General features: G+C 37.9%; 16 protein-coding genes and 1 other RNA gene. 10 read left to right on the top strand and 7 right to left on the bottom strand.

Features of this window, described 5'->3' with window-relative positions:
• Positions 1 to 36: 36 nt before the first annotated feature.
• From bamA to lpxA, 5 genes are read left to right on the top strand one after another with little or no spacing between them, the layout of a single operon-like run.
• A complete protein-coding gene (gene bamA / locus MTO68_RS13040; RefSeq protein ID WP_004822136.1) occupies positions 37 to 2,610 on the top strand; it encodes an outer membrane protein assembly factor BamA in 2,574 nt (857 codons plus the stop codon).
• A 43-nt stretch (positions 2,611 to 2,653) separates the two neighbouring features.
• Positions 2,654 to 3,139 (top strand): OmpH family outer membrane protein, encoded by a 486-nt coding sequence (locus MTO68_RS13035; RefSeq protein ID WP_004822135.1) that lies wholly within the window; start codon positions 2,654 to 2,656, stop codon positions 3,137 to 3,139.
• 3 nt (positions 3,140 to 3,142) lie between these two features.
• Entirely contained in the window at positions 3,143 to 4,213 is a 1,071-nt protein-coding gene (gene lpxD / locus MTO68_RS13030) for a UDP-3-O-(3-hydroxymyristoyl)glucosamine N-acyltransferase (protein ID WP_004822133.1), read from the top strand.
• Positions 4,214 to 4,215: 2 nt separating this feature from the next.
• Entirely contained in the window at positions 4,216 to 4,701 is a 486-nt protein-coding gene (gene fabZ, locus MTO68_RS13025) for a 3-hydroxyacyl-ACP dehydratase FabZ (RefSeq protein WP_004719745.1), read from the top strand.
• The gene (lpxA, locus tag MTO68_RS13020; RefSeq protein ID WP_004822130.1) at positions 4,698 to 5,486 is read left to right on the top strand and encodes an acyl-ACP--UDP-N-acetylglucosamine O-acyltransferase; all 789 of its coding nucleotides are present in this window, start codon (positions 4,698 to 4,700) and stop codon (positions 5,484 to 5,486) included. Before fabZ ends, lpxA begins: the two co-directional genes overlap by 4 nt.
• Positions 5,487 to 5,556: 70 nt before the next feature.
• On the opposite strand, the gene MTO68_RS13015 is transcribed toward lpxA, so the two are convergent.
• Positions 5,557 to 6,414: a YbgF trimerization domain-containing protein gene (locus tag MTO68_RS13015; protein WP_244015978.1), complete on the bottom strand. Its 858-nt coding sequence runs from the start codon at positions 6,412 to 6,414 to the stop codon at positions 5,557 to 5,559.
• A gap of 381 nt (positions 6,415 to 6,795) precedes the next feature.
• Here MTO68_RS13015 and ffs point away from each other — a divergent pair.
• Positions 6,796 to 6,892, top strand: an RNA gene (gene ffs / locus MTO68_RS13010) — signal recognition particle sRNA small type.
• Positions 6,893 to 7,278: 386 nt separating this feature from the next.
• Here ffs and MTO68_RS13005 read toward each other — a convergent pair.
• From MTO68_RS13005 to MTO68_RS12980, 6 genes are all read right to left on the bottom strand, one after another.
• Entirely contained in the window at positions 7,279 to 7,905 is a 627-nt protein-coding gene (locus tag MTO68_RS13005; protein ID WP_244012805.1) for a regulatory protein RecX, read from the bottom strand.
• Positions 7,906 to 8,107: 202 nt separating this feature from the next.
• Positions 8,108 to 9,538 carry a class I adenylate-forming enzyme family protein gene (locus tag MTO68_RS13000; protein WP_244012803.1) on the bottom strand — a complete coding sequence of 477 codons (1,431 nt, stop codon included), beginning with the start codon at positions 9,536 to 9,538 and terminating at the stop codon, positions 8,108 to 8,110.
• 1 nt (position 9,539) lies between these two features.
• Positions 9,540 to 10,388, bottom strand: a complete 849-nt coding sequence (locus MTO68_RS12995) for an SDR family NAD(P)-dependent oxidoreductase (protein ID WP_244012801.1) — start codon at positions 10,386 to 10,388, stop codon at positions 9,540 to 9,542.
• Positions 10,389 to 10,535: 147 nt separating this feature from the next.
• Positions 10,536 to 11,579, bottom strand: a complete 1,044-nt coding sequence (recA, locus tag MTO68_RS12990; protein WP_004719755.1) for a recombinase RecA — start codon at positions 11,577 to 11,579, stop codon at positions 10,536 to 10,538.
• 159 nt (positions 11,580 to 11,738) lie between these two features.
• Positions 11,739 to 12,179, bottom strand: a complete 441-nt coding sequence (locus MTO68_RS12985; protein ID WP_004719756.1) for a S4 domain-containing protein — start codon at positions 12,177 to 12,179, stop codon at positions 11,739 to 11,741.
• Positions 12,163 to 12,882, bottom strand: a complete 720-nt coding sequence (locus tag MTO68_RS12980) for an HAD-IA family hydrolase (protein ID WP_244012799.1) — start codon at positions 12,880 to 12,882, stop codon at positions 12,163 to 12,165. The genes MTO68_RS12985 and MTO68_RS12980 overlap by 17 nt, the downstream gene beginning before the upstream one ends.
• A 234-nt stretch (positions 12,883 to 13,116) precedes the next feature.
• Here MTO68_RS12980 and MTO68_RS12975 point away from each other — a divergent pair, with 234 nt between their 5' ends.
• From MTO68_RS12975 to MTO68_RS12960, 4 genes are all read left to right on the top strand, one after another.
• On the top strand, positions 13,117 to 13,329 hold the full coding sequence (locus MTO68_RS12975; RefSeq protein WP_004821998.1) for a hypothetical protein: 213 nt from the start codon (positions 13,117 to 13,119) through the stop codon (positions 13,327 to 13,329).
• 304 nt (positions 13,330 to 13,633) lie between these two features.
• Entirely contained in the window at positions 13,634 to 14,485 is an 852-nt protein-coding gene (locus MTO68_RS12970; RefSeq protein ID WP_004719760.1) for a 3'(2'),5'-bisphosphate nucleotidase CysQ, read from the top strand.
• A 419-nt stretch (positions 14,486 to 14,904) separates the two neighbouring features.
• On the top strand, positions 14,905 to 15,633 hold the full coding sequence (locus MTO68_RS12965; RefSeq protein WP_151802373.1) for a phosphoglycerate mutase family protein: 729 nt from the start codon (positions 14,905 to 14,907) through the stop codon (positions 15,631 to 15,633).
• Positions 15,634 to 15,986: 353 nt separating this feature from the next.
• On the top strand, positions 15,987 to 18,908 hold the full coding sequence (locus tag MTO68_RS12960) for a M66 family metalloprotease (RefSeq protein ID WP_244012797.1): 2,922 nt from the start codon (positions 15,987 to 15,989) through the stop codon (positions 18,906 to 18,908).
• The last annotated feature ends 9 nt before the right edge of the window (positions 18,909 to 18,917 follow it).

Here is an 18,917-nt window from a genome sequence, read left to right as displayed (position 1 = left end):
CGCAATTGTGGATTAACTTACTGGAAAATAATAGGCATGCAGCACTCACATTTATTTATGCCATTAGCGCTCGTTAGTGCGATGGCAGCTGTACAGCAAGTACAAGCGGCAGATGAGTTCATTGCACGTGATATCCGTGTGGATGGCTTGGTTCGTTTAACGCAACAAAATGTTCTTGCACTTTTACCAATAAATAGTGGTGACCGTGTCAATGATCCTGCAATTGCGGATTCAATTCGTGCTTTGTACGCTTCAAATCTTTTTGATGATATCCAAGCATCTAACCAAGACGGTGTCTTGGTGTTTAAAGTGATTGAACGTCCAGTAATTTCAAAAATTAATTTCAAAGGCAATAAACTAATTCCGAAAGAAGCTTTGACGGATGGTTTAAAGAAAATGGGCTTGGCCGAAGGCGAAGTGCTTAAAAAATCTGCCTTACAAACCTTAGAAACTGAGTTAGAGCAACAATATGCTCAACAAGGTCGTTATGATGCAGATATTAAAGTTGAACAAGTTGCTCAACCTAATAACCGCGTTGAATTGAATATCAATTTTAATGAAGGTAAGCCTGCAAAAGTCTTTGATATCAATATTATTGGTAATACCGTATTTAAAGAAGACGACATTAAACAGGCGTTTGCGGTAAAAGAGAGTGGCTGGTTATCGGTTATTTCTCGAAATGACCGTTATGCACGTGAAAAAATGTCTGCAAGTCTAGAGTCGTTGCGTGCGCTATATCTCAATAAAGGTTATATCAATTTTGATATTAACAGTTCAAATTTAAATCTTAGTGAAGATAAAAAACATATCTTTATTGAAGTTTCAGTGAATGAAGGCGAGCAATTTAAATTTGGCGAAACTAAATTTTTAGGTGATGCACTTTATAAAACTGAAGATTTAAAAGCGCTACAAATCTATAAAGATGGCACAACGTATTCTCAAGAAAAAGTCAATGCTGTAAAGCAGTTACTACTTCGTAAATATGGTAATGCGGGTTACTACTATGCAGAAGTAAATGTCGTCCCTGAAATCAATAATGAAACTCATATTGTTGACTTAAATTACTATATTAATCCTGGTCAACAAGTGACCGTGCGTCGTATTAACTTTACCGGTAATACCAAAACTGCGGATGAAGTATTACGTCGTGAAATGCGTCAAATGGAAGGTGCTTTAGCAAGTAACGAAAAAATCGACTTGTCTAAAGTTCGTTTAGAACGTACTGGTTTCTTTAGTAAAGTTGATGTTAAACCTGTTCGTGTACCGAACTTACCAGATCAAATGGACTTGAATATTGATGTTGAAGAACAACATTCTGGTACCAGTACATTGGCTGTAGGTTACTCTCAGAATGGTGGTATCACATTCCAAGCAGGTTTAAGCCAAACCAACTTTATGGGTACCGGTAATCGTGTTTCTATCGATTTATCTCGTTCAGAAACCCAAGATTATTATAACTTAAGCGTGACTGACCCATACTTTACCATTGATGGTGTAAGTCGTGGTTATAACATGTACTACCGTAAAACTAAGTTAAATAGTGATTATAACGTTAACAACTATGTGACGGACAGTATCGGTGGTGGTGTTACATTTGGTTATCCAATCGATGAAAACCAAAATATTAGTGCAGGTCTAAACATTGACCAAACCAAAGTTACTACTGGTGCTTATGTTTCAACCTATGTACGTGATTATTTGTTAGCACATGGTGGTAAGCAAACCGAGACAAGCACTTATTGTGCAGGCTCATATAAGTCACAAAAAGATATTGATCTTGGACAAGGGAAGGAACCACCAAATCCACTGCCTGAAGGCTATGATGTAGCAACGAACTGTGTTGATGATAAATTTAATGCAATGACCTTAGATGAGTATGGAAGTGCCTTTGAAGGTAAGTTCTTAACGTATAATTTAAATTTGGGTTGGTCATATAATACATTGAACCGTCCAATTTTCCCTACTAACGGTACCTCACATCGTGTCAATGCTGAAATTGCATTGCCAGGTAGTGATGTTGAATATCAAAAAGTAACTTATGATGCACAGACTTATTTCCCATTAGGCCGTGATTTCGTATTACGTGGCTATGGTAAGTTAGGTTATGGTAATGATTTACCATTCTATAAAAACTTCTATGCGGGTGGTTTTGGTTCAGTCCGTGGTTATGACAACAGTACATTGGGTCCAAAATACCCTGGTGTGACCTATAACGAAAGAAAAACCAAAGACTATGACCCTGAAGAAGTTGGTGGTAATGCTTTAGTACAATTCGGTACAGAATTGGCTTTACCTGTTCCATTTAAGGGTGATTGGGCGCGTCAGATCCGTCCGGTGATCTTTGCTGAGGGCGCACAAGTCTTTGATACAGACTGTAGCACAGCGACTGGTGATCTTTATCTAGATGGTTCAAAAACACCAATTAATGCAAAACAGTACTGTAAAGACAATAATGATTTTGACTTTGGTAACATGCGTTATAGTGTTGGTGTAGGCTTTACTTGGATTACCATGATTGGCCCACTTTCGTTGAGCTATGCATTCCCATTGAATGACAAACCGGGCGATGAAACTAAAAATATTCAATTCGAGATTGGTCGTACTTTCTAAGTACGATCTTTTTACGAGATTTAACTTAATATAAGGAACAATGATGAAAACAATGAAAATGGCCATTATGGGCTTAGGCTTGGGTTTTGCTGGATTGGTTCAAGCGGCAGGTTTTGGTGTAGTTGATCTAGAAAAAGTTGTAGAAAGTAGCACCTACTTAAAGCAACAGAATGCAAGTTTAGAACAATCGGTTAAACCGCAAACCACTAAGCTTGAACAAATCACCAAAGATATTGAAGCGTTGAAACAAAAAGCACAGGCCCAAGGTGCAAATGTTCAGCAAATTAATGCGCAATACCAAGCAAAAGTGAATGAATTCCAAACGATTCAGCAAGGTGTTCAGGCGAAAGTACAGAGCACAATTCAAAACACCAATGCAACTTTTGAGGCTCGTGTAAAGCAAGCTGCTGAACAATTGCGCCAAGAAGCTGGATTAGACTTTGTTTTGAATAAAAATTCAGCACTTGCTTATGACGCAAAGAGTGATTTAACTGCTAAAATAATCCAAAAGGTTAATGCAATTAAATAATCAATGAAATCAAATCGTTTTCATCTCGATGAATTAGCTCAGCTTGTACAAGGTGAGCTAATTGGTCAAGCCAATTTTGTTTTAGATGGGCTTGCAAGTTTAGAACACGCGCAATCCAATCATATTTCTTTTGTAAATAACGACAAATATTTGAATGAAGCTCAAAATTCTAAAGCTGGCGCTTTGATCGTCACGGCGGAGTTAAAAGAACAGCTTACAAATTGCCAGAATTTTATTGTTGTTGCCAATCCCTATCTCGCTTTTGCGATTTTAACCCATCAATTTGAAGTTAAAGTAACTAAACGGGGTATCGAAAGTACCGCGCAAATCTCTCCTTCAGCAATTATTGCAGATGATGCTTATATTGGTCATTATGTTGTGATTGGTGATGATTGTGTGGTGGGTGCAAATACAGTTATCCAATCGCACAGCAAAATTGATGATGGTGTTGAAATTGGCAAAGACGGTTTTGTCGATTCTCATGTGACTATTACAGGCCAAACAAAAATTGCAGATCGTGTTCGGATTCATTCCAATACTGCAATTGGTGGAGAGGGCTTCGGTTTTGCACCTTATCAAGGAAAGTGGAATCGTATTGCTCAATTGGGTTCTGTACGTATCGGAAATGATGTACGTATAGGTTCAAATTGTAGTATTGATCGTGGTGCTTTGGACGATACAATCATTCATGACGGTGTCATTATTGATAACCTTGTGCAAATCGCCCATAACGTGCAAATTGGCGAGAATACTGCCATTGCAGCCAAGTGTGGTATCGCGGGTAGTACGATTATTGGCAAAAACTGTGTTCTTGCAGGTGCTGTTGGCATCGTAGGGCATATAAAAATCACAGATAATGTCACAATTACTGGAATGTCAATAGTCACAAAAAGTATTTCTGAAGCAGGTTCTTATTCTTCAGGTACTGGACAGTTTGAAACAAATCATTGGAAAAGAACGGTTGTGCGCTTAAGACAATTAGCAGATGTGCCATTGACCAAACTGGTGAAACAAATAGATCATATGCAGGCTCAAATTGAGTCCATTGAATCAACTTTAAAGTCGCGTAAATAATTATGACTGAGTCTAAATCTCTACCTTTTACGGTTCCTGAATTACCAATGCAAACCCAAACGATTCGCGAGTATTTGCCACATCGTTATCCATTTTTGCTTGTCGATCGTGTAACTGAAGTTACAGAGAATGGGATTGTAGGATACAAAAACGTTTCAATTAATGAAGAATTTATGCAGGGTCATTTCCCTGGCTATCCAATTATGCCGGGTGTTTTGATCGTTGAGGCGATGGCACAAGTTTCTGGTGTGCTTGGTTTTATCATGAATAATGAAAAGCCAAGACCAGGTTCTTTGTTCTTATTCGCTGGTGCTGAAAAAATACGATTTAAAAAACAAGTCGTACCAGGTGACCAACTCGTGCTAAAATCTGAATTACTCATGCAAAAACGTGGCATTTACAAGTATTTATGTACTGCCAGTGTTGACGGCGTGGTAGCAGCAACCGCTGAAATTATCATTTCTCATCAGAAATTAGAGCAGGCATGAGCAGTAACGACTTAATCCACCCAACCGCTATTATTGACTCTTCTGCAGTGATAGCACCAGATGTCCAAATAGGGCCATATTGTATTATTGGTCCACAAGTGACGATTGGTGCTGGTACCAAACTTCACTCACATGTTGTGATTGGAGGCTATACACGTATTGGTGAAAATAACGATATTTTCCAATTCGCAAGTGTAGGTGAAATTTGTCAAGATTTAAAATACCAAGGTGAAGAAACTTGGTTAGAAATTGGCGACAACAACAAAATCCGTGAACATTGCAGCTTACACCGTGGCACTGTTCAAGATCGAGGCCTAACCAAAATAGGAAGCAATAACCTATTGATGGTGAATACGCATATTGCACATGATTGTTTGATTGGAAATAACAATATTTTTGCAAATAATGTCGGCATCGCTGGCCATGTCCACATTGGCGATTTCGTCATTGTGGGCGGGAACTCAGGTATCCATCAATTCTGTAAGATTGATTCTTATAGTATGATTGGTGGTGCATCACTGATTCTTAAAGATGTTCCTGCTTATGTCATGGTCTCAGGCAACCCTGCGCATGCCTATGGTATGAACGTTGAAGGGATGCGTCGTAAAGGTTGGTCTAAGAATGTGATTCAAGGCTTAAGAGAGTCGTTTAAATTGATCTATAAAGAGAATTTAACCACTGAACAAGCCATTGAAAAAATTCGTCAAGAGATCCTTCCAGAAGTTGAAGAAGTCCAGTTATTGATTGATTCAGTATTAGAATCTAAGCGCGGTATCGTGCGTTAATTGTTAAAAATATCAATAAAAAATGCCTCTATTGAGGCATTTTTTTTGGTCTAAATTGTGAATAAGCGGATTACCCTTTTTTGAAAAAACCTGCTTCTTCTGATTTAGGGTAGGTGCTTAACAGTTTGCTTTTATAGACATTTGCAGTTTGTGTATTCTTGTTAACATCTTTGGCAATACTATAAAGTTGGTATAAAGCACGCGGTGCTTTAGACGAGTTTGGAAATTTAGCTACCACGATTTCATAGTTTTTCTTGGCTTCATTATAGTTTGGTGGATCAATTGCCAATTGAAACTCAGCTAACCAAAAATAAGCATTTCCAGTATAAATACTGTTTGGGTAGTTTTTAATAAAGTTTTGCATAGGAGCGATGGCTTGTTTTGCACCGCCTTTTTTATAGGCATCTAAAGCAATCGTATAAGCTGCTTTTTCCAGTGCAACAGGATCACTGGTATTGTTGCTACTGTTGGCCGATGTTGCTGGATTTTGAGCCGTTGTTGGTGCCGAGCTATTCGTTGTAGCTTTGCTTGCTGTGGCTGTTTGATCTGTTGCGGTTGAACTATCGACAGGTGCATTTTCAGTAGGTGCTTGTTCTGGTTGATTGCTTTCAGGTTCAAGTTTCTGATTGAGCAATTCAAGACGCTGATCTAAATCGGTATAGCGGTTGGTGAGTTCTTTGTTTAGTTGATCAATGGCATGATCTTGTTCTTCAATCTTGCCACGTAATTCACGAATTTGATTTTCTAATTGTTGATTCTTTTGTATTAAATCCCAATTCATATTTCCAGCAATAGGTGCTGCTGAATTCGCTACATCATTTCGAGATGATGCAGTATCACTTAATCCACGAGATTCTATAGGGATTGCATATAAAGATGCTGAACTGAGTAAAGCAATAGAAAACAGGGCATGCTTTTTTAGCATAATTTAAAATCCATCAAAGTCAAAATTTTTCAAATAGACTGATATGGGCTATTTGAAAATCAATAATTGTTATCATTAAAAACGGCTAGGGGCGGAATTGCAAGATGCTTTTACAATCTTCAGCTAATTCTAATGCAATATGAAGCTTTTTTTGTATTTTAACACCTGCAATCTATGAAGTAGCGCTGAGATAAAATTCAGTAGAATATTGACTGATGCTTGATAATTTTAATGGGCTATTGAAAAGAAAAGTTAGAATTACTGTTAAAAATTAACCATATTGATGATGAAATAAGCAAACGAATGAATAACTTGAGAAAATCACAATGTTTGGCTTGAAAGAAAATAAAAAATCTCTATACTCTGTTCTTGCAATGGTAGCCCTGCTGGTGGTTTCGCAATTGTACTCTGAAAACCCCGCCAGGACCGGAAGGTAGCAACGGTATCAGAAATACGATGTGCCGAGATTTTGCTAGTAGGGCTGCCACCAGATTTTTAAATCTACCAATAATAATAACTCAAGATATCCATTCGATTTATATCCTACATTTTAAAACCATCTCTGTTATTTAATTCCTGAAAATTTTATATTTTCAATCTTTAGACCATCTGATTTAATTCAATTATCATTTTTTAGTCGTGACTAAAGATCTATCACTCTTATTGAGCTTTAATATTGAAAATACGCGTATAGTTTTATGGATGAATGAAATGATAGCTTGTACAGTGCTAAAAGATATTGGATCTGCTTAGAATTTATAAGAAATCAAAAGTGAGAAGGGAATTCTATCAATAGATTTTCAGCCTAAGATTCTCAACCTACCGTTTAATGAAAAGTTGATCTTGAATTGTATCGACTGACCATCATCAATCATCATTTGGTTTTTTTGAAATTGCTTTCATAATCGCATCCATTTCAAAACCACGATATTGTAAAAAGCGAATTTGTTTGGCTTTAATTTTTGGATCTTTGCTGACCTCTGTACCATATTTTTTAACTTTCAATTGGTAGGCTTGTTCATACCAATCAATTTCTGCAATATCCTCTTGTACTAAGGCTCTATCCAGTTGTTTGGCGCGTAAAGCCAGTTTGATTCGATTCGGGCCTTTACCTCTACGGACTTGGCTACGCACAGTCATTTCTGCCACACGTTGGTCACTTTGGTAGTTATTCGCTGACAACTCATCAACTAAAGTTAAAACCTCCTCTCGGCTCTGCGTATAGGTCATCAGCTTTTCAATTAGATCAGCTTTGGAATATTCTTTTCGAGTCAACACCGCAAAAGCATAAGAACGCAAACGTGTACCGGTTAAGCCCTGTGGTTTGGGTGCAAGATCCTGTTCCGCATTAAAGGCGTGCTCATCATTTGCAATGCCAGATTCAGGTTCTGCAGGTTGAGATGTAGAATGCTGATATTCTGTTGTTTCCTGTTCACCAAATTGCTGTTTGAGTTTTTGGTAATCTAACAATTTGGGAAATTTTGCTTGGCTCATAACTATTGATAACAATCTATTTATTTCAGAGATAAATACTAGTTTAGCTTTAATTCATTTTTTTAACAGTGCAAATGCTATACGGATGAATTTTCATCCGCCTAAATAGTAAAGAATCTAAACCAGTATAAGAGGGGGAGATAAACAGATATCAGGGTTTAGATTTTTATTTAAAGCGCTTCATGTCGAAGCTTAATAACGCCTAAACTGGCTTACCGATACTATCCGTTTCTATTTGATCAATGATTCGAATTGATTTAGGACGAAGATAGCGAGGAGTTTGGCCGCTAATCCATAATTGTAATTCTTCAATATTGAGTATCTGGTTGAGAATAATGTCTACTGCCAAGCATTGTCCAAGATCAGCATCATCTATAGCATAAGCGTGTGCAAATTTGATTGCGCTATGGGTATATAAAATATTTTCCAAATCAATCGGGTAAACATTTACACCACCGCAAATTAACATATCATCAGAGCGACCTTTTAAATAATAATAACCTTTAGCATCTTGTACGGCTAAATCACCGCACTGTAGCCATTGATTCGGTGTAATTGACCAAGCACATTTGCTCCATAAGATACCGATATTGCCATTTTCTAAAGGCTGACCTGTAGAATCGGCAATTTTAATTTGTACACCTTGAATAGCTTTTCCTATACTTTCAGGATTTCGTTTTAAATCAGCTGTTGTTGCCAAGAGGTTAATTCCACTTTCAGAGCTGCCATAGAGATTGAACAGTTGTATCTGAGGATAGTGCCGTAGGGCATGTTTGACTAAATTCGCACTTAAAGGCGCGCTACCTGTAATGATGTATTGCACTGAGCTCAGAGGAGCGTTCAGTTCAATTAAACGGTATAAAATAGTGGGCACTAAGTTTAAACAATCAATTTGATGGTGTTTAATCAGATGCTTGGCAGATTGTGGATCAAAACGTTTTTGCAAAATCACAGTTTTATGAAAGCTCAGCGCCATCAAACTCGCAGTTAAACCTGCCGCATGGCACAATGGTGTCATCACAAAAATTTGCTTAATTTTAAAAAATTTTAGTTTTCTGAGCATGAGGTCTAACAAAGGTAAACTTTGTAGTGGTTTAGATTGCCTTGTCGCAACTTTAGGAATTCCTGTTGAACCAGAAGAACAGACACTTATTTTATTAAAATAAGTCGGTTTTATACGAAATTTCTGCTGGGTACTTGGTGCAGGAATAAGCGTAAAATTTTGGATATTGAGTGGAGTAAATACATCTAAACTGCCAATAAGATGCAGTTGTCCCTGCTCAATTAAAGCTTGAAGTTTATGCTGTACGAGGCTGGGGTTAACGATAATGATATCTTTACCTAAACGGCTCAGTGCAAACAAGGCCGCCAAGCTATCTAGGTCTTGTTGCATCATTAAACCAATCTGTTGCGGAAGTTGCTTTGGATTATGGGAGTTTTGCCATTCACAAATAAGTTGATCAGTTCTGCATTTTAATTCTAAAAAGTTAATTTGATGATCATCAATAATAAATGCTGTTTTATTTTTTTGAATACGCGTCTGTGCATCTAAAATACTATATAAATGAATACCATGTTGAGTAGTGCTATAGCATAAACTTATGCACCATCTTAACCAAAAGATCCATTTCATCTTATAACTTTCGCTTGAGTAAATGTTTATAGAAATAATAAATCGGTGTGATCAACAATATTGAACCAATCTGTGCAATTCCTAGCCACCATGGTTGCCATTGTCGTTTACGATAAATTAGGCACGCAAGAATCGCTTGAGCAGCGTCTTTTGCTTGCATCGCTGGCATTTGTTGATATTGCTTGGTGGGTAAAATCATTCGTGTACGGACTAAGGGCAAGTAGACTAAGCCTGCGTGTACTTCATGAATCGCCAATTCTGGTTGAATGGCAAGAATCCACTGTTGCATTGCGGTTTTCGAAGCTTGATAGGTTGACCAAAATGGCGGGGCAAACAGTTTGGTATTGATGGTTGAAACCACAATAATTTGTCCTTGCTTGTGTTTTAAATCACCTAACAATAAACGGGTAAGTTGAGCAGGGTTGATATAGTTAATCGCAATGGTTCGATCGATATCCTGTGGGCGATCCAAGCTATCCCAAACAGAGCGCTGAATTGATTTTCCTGCATTATGGATCAATACATCAATCTGAATATTACGTGCTGTTAGGCTTTGAAAAATATGTTCTGCGGCATCTGATTGATATAAATCTGCACAGATGATTTCAATATGGCATGAATAAGATTCTAATTCACTTTTGAGTTGTACAAGTTTATCTGTACTGCGTGCAATCAGCACAAGCGAGCATTGTGTATTGGATAACAGCCTTGCACATGCTTCACCAATCCCAAAACTTGCCCCTGTAATTAAAATGGTTTTATTTTGAAAGTGTTGTTTGAGTTTATTTTTTTGAATTCGTGGAGCTCGAAAAAATAAAAATTCAGTGATTGTTCTGATTTTTTTATACATAATAATGAAAGAATCTGATTCATAACGGCTTTAGCTTAGTTATAACTGAAATTTATATTAAATCAAAACGACTGTTGTTTAATTTGGTTTTAAGCATAAAAAAGCACCTCGAAAGGTGCTTGATATACTTAAAAATAAAGTTTGAATTTAAACATCTAAAAAGTCAGGCTCTTCTTCTTTCTCTTCTGCTGGTGCGGCATTGGCAGTAGTCAAAAGCTTTTCACGAATCATACGATCAAGTTCTTGAGCCAATTGAGGGTTTTCCTCTAAATGTCGAATGACATTGTTTTTACCTTGACCGATTTTGTCGCCTTGATATGAGTACCAAGCACCTGCTTTTTGTACAAGTTCTTGTCCAACTGCAAGATCAACCAATTCACCTAAGTGATTTACACCTTTGCCATACATAATTTGGAAAAGTGCTTCACGGAAAGGAGGCGCCATTTTGTTTTTTACAACTTTGACTTTGGTTTCAGAACCTACAATTTCATCGCCTTCTTTAACTTGTCCAATACGACGGATATCTAAACGTACAGAAGCATAGAACTTCAATGCGTTACCACCAGTTGTGGTTTCAGGGCTACCAAACATCACCCCAATTTTCATACGAATCTGGTTAATGAAGATAACCATGCAGTTTGAACGCTTGGCATTACCTGTGATTTTACGTAAAGCTTGGCTCATCAAACGTGCTTGTAAACCCATGTGAGAGTCACCCATTTCGCCTTCAATTTCGGCTTTAGGGGTTAACGCTGCTACAGAATCGACAACGATCATATCGACTGCACCTGAACGAACCAACATATCTGCGATTTCAAGTGCTTGCTCACCATTATCTGGCTGTGAAACTAAAAGGTTGTCTATATCTACCCCAAGTTTACGTGCATATTGTGGATCTAAAGCATGTTCCGCATCTATAAAGGCACATGTTCCACCTGCTTTTTGGCATTGCGCAATGGCTTGTAGCGTCATTGTCGTTTTACCAGAAGATTCAGGACCGTAAATTTCAACGATACGACCTTTTGGTAAGCCCCCAATACCCAATGCAATATCAAGTGTTAAAGAGCCTGTAGAGACTGCTTCAACCGCTTGAACAGTGTTATCACCTAAGCGCATCACTGTGTTTTTACCAAATTGCTTCTCAATTTGGCTCAGTGCCGCATTCAGTGCCTTGCTTTTGTTATCATCCATCTCGTAAACCTCAAACGATGTAATATCACTAATATCTTAAGTGGATGTCATTAAATTTGATCTTTCGTCCACGGCAGTAATAGTGACAGAAAATAAAAAATGGTTCTATATTAAAAAACATTAGTACGACATAAGATGTCGTACCCAACCTAAACGAATTCAGTCATCATCATAGGACCAAGATTGGTCAAATTGTTGATCATTTTCTTGTTTAAATTTGCTAATTTGTCGTCGATCTTTTTTACTTGGTCGATGATCAGGGCGCGCTAGATTATGCAATTTTCTTTGGGATGAAATCAACTCTCTACGTGCCACACTCACCTCAGTTTCTTCATAAAGTTGTTGGGCAATCGGTGCGCCGCCACGAACAACGGAGAGTGCTTTAATCACTACCGTTTTACGATCAAAACCTTGTTGTATGGTGAGCTCCATTCCAACGCGAATCTCTTTTGAGACTTTAACACGTTCATTATTATGATGAACTTTACCACCCTCGATTGCATCTTTGGCAATAGAGCGTGTTTTAAAAAAACGTGCAGCCCAAAGCCATTTGTCTACACGCATTGTTTCAAGTTGTTGTTTCTCAGGCTGTTTTGACATCGACATCCTTATGTTCTAAATCTGTTGACTGTAAGTTTGCTAACGCTAAGTTTTTCAGTAAAGGTAAAAGCTCAGTTAAATGATTAATTGCAGGGTATTGCAATTCTAAGTGATGACGCGCAGCACGACCACTGGAAGGTTGGGTAATCGTAATTAAGTGCGCTATACCAAACTTTTCAGCACCTTTTAATACTGGGATAGTGTCATCCACGAAACATGCATTTTGTGGATCAAATGGATGCTTTTGCTGCAGGATTTGCCAAAACTCAATAAACTCTTTGGAATAGCCAATTTCTTCACTACTGATCATTACTTCAAAATAAGGGCTGAGATCAACATTTTCAAGTTTAAGTTTTAAGCCAGCACAATCTGCATTGGTCAGTAACCAACAACGATAACCTTGTGCTTTTAATTGTTTTAATAATTCAAAACAGCCCATTCTTGGGGTGATTTTATCTTTAAAATCATATTGTAACTGTAGGACATCAACCCCAACTTTTTCAGACCAGTATTTTGAAGAATACCAGCAGAGGGTATGATTATGTTGTTGATAAAATGCATTTAGAATGTTTTGACTGTGCTCTAAACTACATTGATGGGTTTCTGCATGCCGTTCAGGGAGTTTTGTGTTCCAGATCAGATCATCAAAAGCTAAATCAAGGAGTGTACCGTCCATGTCAAAAAAGATGATCGGTTTTTGCATTCAAGGAACTCCAAAGTTTTTTAAAGTTTAACAAAGACTCTATGAACGTGTAAATTTTAATAAGATAAATGTGAGATGATGAGCAGGAAAACTCACCATTTGCGGATTTCTTTTACTTATCACTAATCGCTTAGCTATGCTCTCAAAATTTGATCCAACTACATATATTACAATTTAAAGCGCTAGATCTAAATGCTATAACACTTAGATCCAAACGATATAAATGAGACTTAAATGAACGTATTAGATACGATAAATTCTGAATTACATCAAGCAGCGATGCTATTAGATAATATTTCAGGAAAAATCCAAGAAGCACCAGAATTGGAAAATAGGGAAAATATTTTGCTTATCGGTAAAGCGCTCAGTCATATTTTTGAACTGCAAAAAAATATATATGAACATAGACCCGATTTAAAAAATATTCATGAACAAAACAACGATTAAAATTCAAAGCATCTGAAGTTTGAATTTTAAAGTTGTGAGGAATTATATAAATACAATTAATGAAAACAATATGTTATTGGTTAATTCATCCATATTAAAATGGATTTCATTGGATAAAATTTTAAATAGGTTGAATAGACTTGGACTAATCTAAATCAAATGAAAATTTAGAAGTCTATATAGTGTTCAAAAAGCATATCTAATCTCAGGATATTTATTAATTAAAAGCTATTGTTTTCATGCACTCAACATAAAAAAATGGTAGGCTTGTGGACAAAAATCAGACATCCTACAGGTCGGATCAATGTTTATTACCACTCAAGCACCACAAGATGAACAAATTTTAAAATTAGTTCCAGTTTTGGCATCTGCAAGTCAAATCTTGCTCGAGGAATACCAAAATTATTGTGCTGGGAATGCGTTTAATATTGATAAAAAGGATGATCAGTCACCTGTTACTCAAGCTGACCTAAAAGTGAATGCTTATTTAATTGAACAATTGGCGAAAATCACTCCTGAAATTCCAGTGCTATCAGAAGAGAGCGATTATTCTCAACGACATACATGGAATATCTGCTGGATGTTGGATCCTTTGGATGGAACCAAAGAATTTATTCATGAACGTGATGAATTTACGATTAATTTAAGTCTAATTCACAACCACCAAACCATATTTTCAATCATTGCTGTACCGACAGAGCAAGTGATGTATTTAGGATATTTAACAGAATTGCCTTATAAATATTGCTTTATTCATCGTACTTGGGAACGTTATTGTAAGTTTAAAGCTGTAGAGGAAGATGCAATTCAAATTGGACTAAGCCATAGCAGTAAAAATCCAAAGTATCAGCAATATATTGATTATATTGAACAAGAATCGCCTGTCATTAGACGCGAGGCGGGCAGTGCCTATAAGTTTTGTATGATGCTTGAAGGCGAAATTGATATTTATCCAAGATTTCATCCAACCTCTGAGTGGGATACCAGTGCAGGACAAGGATTATTGGAAAGTATTGGTGGCGGATTACTGAGTTTAGCTGCGGTTCCTTTTACCTATAATCAACGTGATACCGTGTTAAATGATGGTTTTATCGCATTTCGGAATGTCGAAAATAAAGAAATTGCTTTAGAAGCATTAAGCAATGTGAGCTTTTAATCTGATATACATATGCATTTTATAGATAATTTAACACTTTGATATTGGGTCTGTTGACAATTCGTCTATGTTTGCGACTACGTGTGTTTTTTAGGCGATACTAGGAACGAAATACGAAATTTAGTCATTCTAAATAAGTAGTTCGTAACGACGTAGCGGCAAAAAACACGCTAGTCCCCCGCTGCGCCTTGCGCTGCAAACAAAGCAGTGCTTTGTTCTTGCTCAGGGTTGTGGCTAAAATTATCTCAGCCTTTGTTATGAAACTCGAAAATAGTCTCGCTATTCTCCTCGTTTCCTGCCTTGCCTGCTCAATTTTAACCTACAACGCAAGCCATTTATGAAATGTTAACAGACCCTAGATTGAGCGCTTGGCTGCATATGTTATAGTAAGCGTGTATAAAAATGAGTTTTAAGTTGATATGGCCTTAGATTTATTGCCGAACAGTATGCTAAAAGCAATAGATTTATTGCCCGATGCGAAAACACCTGTAACTTTATTCACGCGTCATTCAATTCGTGAGGTTGTGAATGGGCAGGGGCTGGCAGGTTATGATCTGCAATTAACTTCCCAAGGTCGTGATCTAGCGCAAGCTTGGGGCTGTTATTTGATTGAAAATACGGATCGTGTGATTCAACACTGTATTTCAAGCCCCATTCAGCGTTGTGTTGATACCGCGGCTTTGATGATTCAAGGCGCTGACGGAATTTCTCCTTATCCGAATACCCATCATATCGAAATTGTAGAAAAGGGCTTATTGGTTGAGCCGGGAAGCTTTGTGCTGGATATTAAACAGGCCGCTCCCTATTTTAGAGCACAAGGTGCTTTAGGTTTTATCAACAGTTTTGTAAATAATGCCTTACCTGGTATGAAGCATCCGATTACGGGTGTGGTGGATGTGCTTGAATTAATCTATGAAACACATCCTACGCTAAACAACGGTATTAGTTTGGCTGTGAGCCACGATACGATTCTTGCTGCAATTATTGCGGTGATTTCAAAACGTACCTATATCAGTCAAAGTGATTGGCCTGAGATGATGGAAGGTCTATTTGTTTGGTTTGAAGGCGAGCGTTTTGCAGATAGTCATTTAAAATGGATTTGGCGAGGTGAACGTGGTGAATTGTCGATACGTGAGTTTCAGCAATAATTGGATCAAATACAAGAAGAAGATTAAATAGCAGTGTATTCCTTACACAATGGGCGGCATCCTTGTCGCCACACAATAGCAATAACATGTAAAAAGAAAAGTCTTAAGTTAGTAATGCTATTGCTAACACTATGTTGTAAGCAGACTTGGTGTGGTTAAATAACAACCTAAAACTCAATAAATCCATAAAATTAAAATTTAGGGCAATACGCCATTTTTATATTTTTTAAATAAAAATCACATGATTATAAACAATGTGATATATTTAAATGGTTGAAATATATAATTATTTTAATTTAATCTCAGAAACTAGGGATAGAGATAAGTCGTTATAAATATGGGGAAGATATGTGATGCAATTACGGTTTAAATATTTAACAATTTGTACGCTTTCAGCAATGCTTATCGCATGTGGAGGCGGTAGTGATAGCCATTCTACAAATGATCAGCCATCGAATATACCGCAAAACCCTGGCGATGGTACAAATGAGTTACCTGGAGATGGTACACCAGAAACTCCAGACAACGGTTCAGGGGGGGCAAATGGTGGTACGACTTTGCCTCCAGAGAATGGTTCGGGCGGTTCAAATGGCGGTACGACTCAGCCTCCAGAGAGTGGTTCAGGTGGCTCAAATGGTGGTACAACACAACCTCCTGAAAATGGTTCGGGCGGTTCAAATGGTGGTACAGGCACAACACCACCTGTAGTAGAAAAATATCCAGAACCAGTTAAAAATAAAATCTCAAGCAGTGTATTAGGCTTTTATGATTTTAATGCACAGGGTGGAAATCGCTTATTACGCAATGATTTAAATGGTGACTTTGCTGCAATGCTACAGTTTGCCCAAAGCCATGTGGTAAATCCGAAGAATAATGAACAGGATAAAATGCCACGCTTAACAACGCAAAAAGATGCATTGTTGTTGGTTACACCTTTGGTTTCAATGGGGGATGTTGATAAATTACAAGCGGAAATTTATCAAGGTAACCAACTGATACGTACTGTAAATCTAAAAGAGCCTTCGCGTCTTGCTGCTTCAGATCAATCTAATCAGGATGATCGAGCGCGGGTGATGTACTCTAAACAGGCATGGTCAGTAGCATTAAAGTGGGATGAGGTACGTTCAGGATTATCCATCCGTATTATAGACTCTGTAAACAATCGCAGTGGTTCTTTAGCTGGGGCAGATATTGATTTTGCAGCACCAGGCGAGTTGGTGGTGCAAAGTATTCGTTTAGGTTTATTGACTGATGCACCTAAATCCAATGGTCACTATATGCTGTTGGAACCTGAAAAAGCAGGAACCGATTATTTCCAAACCATCCCTGCTGCAAAAATGATTGTCAGCAAATACGATGAAATGAAGCTTAATCGGGTCATGGTTGCAAGTGGTGTCATTTACGATTCTGTCAGTGCAACCAATGGTGGTGTCTATGATGGAGATATGCGTGAAAATACTGCTAAATCAACATTTAGTGTTGGAATTAACTTAGCGAATTGGGGTGTCACCAGTTCATCGATGCAAAGCCAAGAGCAACCACAAGTGACTCAAAGTGTGGTGATTCATCATGCCAGAGGTAAATATGCCAATGGTGAGTCCAATCACGGCTTAAGTGGTGGAAATGGTATTTTGACATTGATCGATTCGGTGGGGAATGAATTTAGCCATGAAATCGGGCATCACTATGGTTTAGGGCATTATCCTGGCTCAGTCGAAACAAGTGGAAGTCCTACAAATTATTTCTGGTCTGCACACCATGCGGATAGCGGCTGGGGATATATTGCATTTCGAAATAAAATGCGTGGCAATTTAAATTGGGGCAATACCAATTTAGGTGATGGCAGTAATGGTGTACCAAACTTCCAAAATCTCTATGCTTATGGTTGGGATGCCATGAGTGGTGGATCTAGCGCTAGCTCGATTTCCAAATATACCCACTATACTGGTTATAGTATGTGGTTAAAAATTCAACCTGCTTTTGATAAATACGTGTGGGATCCAAATTCTACGACAGGTTATAAAAAATGGAATGCAGCAACACGTGAAATGGTGGATGCACAACCCAAAACGCCAAACTCAGGCAATGTTTGGTATAACAGTGCCGATGGTAACTTTTTAAAACCACGGTTGTTTAGTGTGCCTGTTTATACGATTTTAGGTGGCTATGATCCAGTTAATCAGGTGGGGATTATTTATCCTGCGGCACGAGGCAATTGGGGCAATGTCTTTAATCTACCTCAGGCCAACACGGCTGGCACAGCTGCAAGTTGTTGGTTAAATGTGCAGTATGCCAACAAAGTAGAAAATATTGCACTTGCACCACAACGGGTAAATTCAGGTAGCAATGCCAATAAGTTCCATATCAACCTTGCACAAAGTGATACGCCTCAAAATGTTGATCTCTACTGCCAAAAAGCAGGCCAGCAAGCAGTGAAATTGTCGAATATCAATATTCCAGTCACTACACAAGCAATGGCACCTTTTGTTTCTATTGGTAAAGAAGCAGAGTATTCGGCATTAAGAACACTTGAAATGCCACAGCTCGAACAAGCTTTGCTGAATAATAAAGGTAAAGAGGTGGTCAGCCTAGATGCGGATTCACGCTTATTATTTGACTCTTATCGTCAATTTAAAACTGAATTGTCAGCGGACGCGCAAACAGAAATGGTCCGTTATACCCAACAGCAAATTAAACTTTATCGTTTAAATCGCTGGATAAATGCATATCGAACTGATCTCGAAAGTGGCAATGTTGAAGCGATTGAGGCATTTAATCAGTTTGTGGCAAAGTTGGAACTAAGCAATGATTTCAATTTAAACCATGTTTCCAGCATTAAAAACGGGACAAATTGTCTAAAAGTTGAAACACTGGCTAATGGCAAATTGAATGCCTATATCAGTGGTAAGAGTGGCTGTACGGATGATGACACTGAACAGTGGATCTACGATGCAATGGGTAAAATCCACAGCAAAAAATATATGGATCAGTGTTTAGCCAATCAGGGTGGTGTGATTAATCTAAGCTCATGTAACCATGATGCAGCAAGCCAAGTGTGGGCGATGAATGCCACACTGCAACGTATCGAGCAAGGTTCAAAATGTTTTGATTTGGAATATGGTTATTTAAGCAATAACCGAGCACGTTTGATTAGTTATAATTGCGGTACTGGTGGGAATCAAAAATGGACAAATCTTACTGCCAATAACAGTTTGATTTTGGCTGCAACCCGTGCTGAAAATTTAGCTTTGATCAAGCAGCTTCTAATCAAGTAACCATTGATC

The sequence above is a fragment of the Acinetobacter sp. NyZ410 genome, assembly GCF_022828975.1.
In the GTDB taxonomy this organism is placed as follows: domain Bacteria; phylum Pseudomonadota; class Gammaproteobacteria; order Pseudomonadales; family Moraxellaceae; genus Acinetobacter; species Acinetobacter guillouiae.
Note: the sequence above shows the minus strand (reverse complement) of the source record. Positions and strands in the feature narration are given on the sequence as shown.

Bases quoted from the DNA above. Each gene is read 5' to 3' on its own strand.
- MTO68_RS12970 (WP_004719760.1), top strand. From the start codon at position 13,634: ATGTTTATTACCACTCAAGCACCACAAGATGAACAAATTTTAAAATTA.
- MTO68_RS13035 (WP_004822135.1), top strand. From the start codon at position 2,654: ATGAAAACAATGAAAATGGCCATTATGGGCTTAGGCTTGGGTTTTGCT.
- MTO68_RS12975 (WP_004821998.1), top strand. From the start codon at position 13,117: ATGAACGTATTAGATACGATAAATTCTGAATTACATCAAGCAGCGATG.
- lpxA (WP_004822130.1), top strand. From the start codon at position 4,698: ATGAGCAGTAACGACTTAATCCACCCAACCGCTATTATTGACTCTTCT.
- bamA (WP_004822136.1), top strand. From the start codon at position 37: ATGCAGCACTCACATTTATTTATGCCATTAGCGCTCGTTAGTGCGATG.
- lpxD (WP_004822133.1), top strand. From the start codon at position 3,143: ATGAAATCAAATCGTTTTCATCTCGATGAATTAGCTCAGCTTGTACAA.
- recA (WP_004719755.1), bottom strand. From the start codon at position 11,579: ATGGATGATAACAAAAGCAAGGCACTGAATGCGGCACTGAGCCAAATT.
- MTO68_RS13005 (WP_244012805.1), bottom strand. From the start codon at position 7,905: ATGAGCCAAGCAAAATTTCCCAAATTGTTAGATTACCAAAAACTCAAA.
- fabZ (WP_004719745.1), top strand. From the start codon at position 4,216: ATGACTGAGTCTAAATCTCTACCTTTTACGGTTCCTGAATTACCAATG.
- MTO68_RS13000 (WP_244012803.1), bottom strand. From the start codon at position 9,538: ATGAAATGGATCTTTTGGTTAAGATGGTGCATAAGTTTATGCTATAGC.
- MTO68_RS12980 (WP_244012799.1), bottom strand. From the start codon at position 12,882: ATGCAAAAACCGATCATCTTTTTTGACATGGACGGTACACTCCTTGAT.
- MTO68_RS12995 (WP_244012801.1), bottom strand. From the start codon at position 10,388: ATGTATAAAAAAATCAGAACAATCACTGAATTTTTATTTTTTCGAGCT.
- MTO68_RS12960 (WP_244012797.1), top strand. From the start codon at position 15,987: ATGCAATTACGGTTTAAATATTTAACAATTTGTACGCTTTCAGCAATG.
- MTO68_RS12985 (WP_004719756.1), bottom strand. From the start codon at position 12,179: ATGTCAAAACAGCCTGAGAAACAACAACTTGAAACAATGCGTGTAGAC.
- MTO68_RS12965 (WP_151802373.1), top strand. From the start codon at position 14,905: ATGGCCTTAGATTTATTGCCGAACAGTATGCTAAAAGCAATAGATTTA.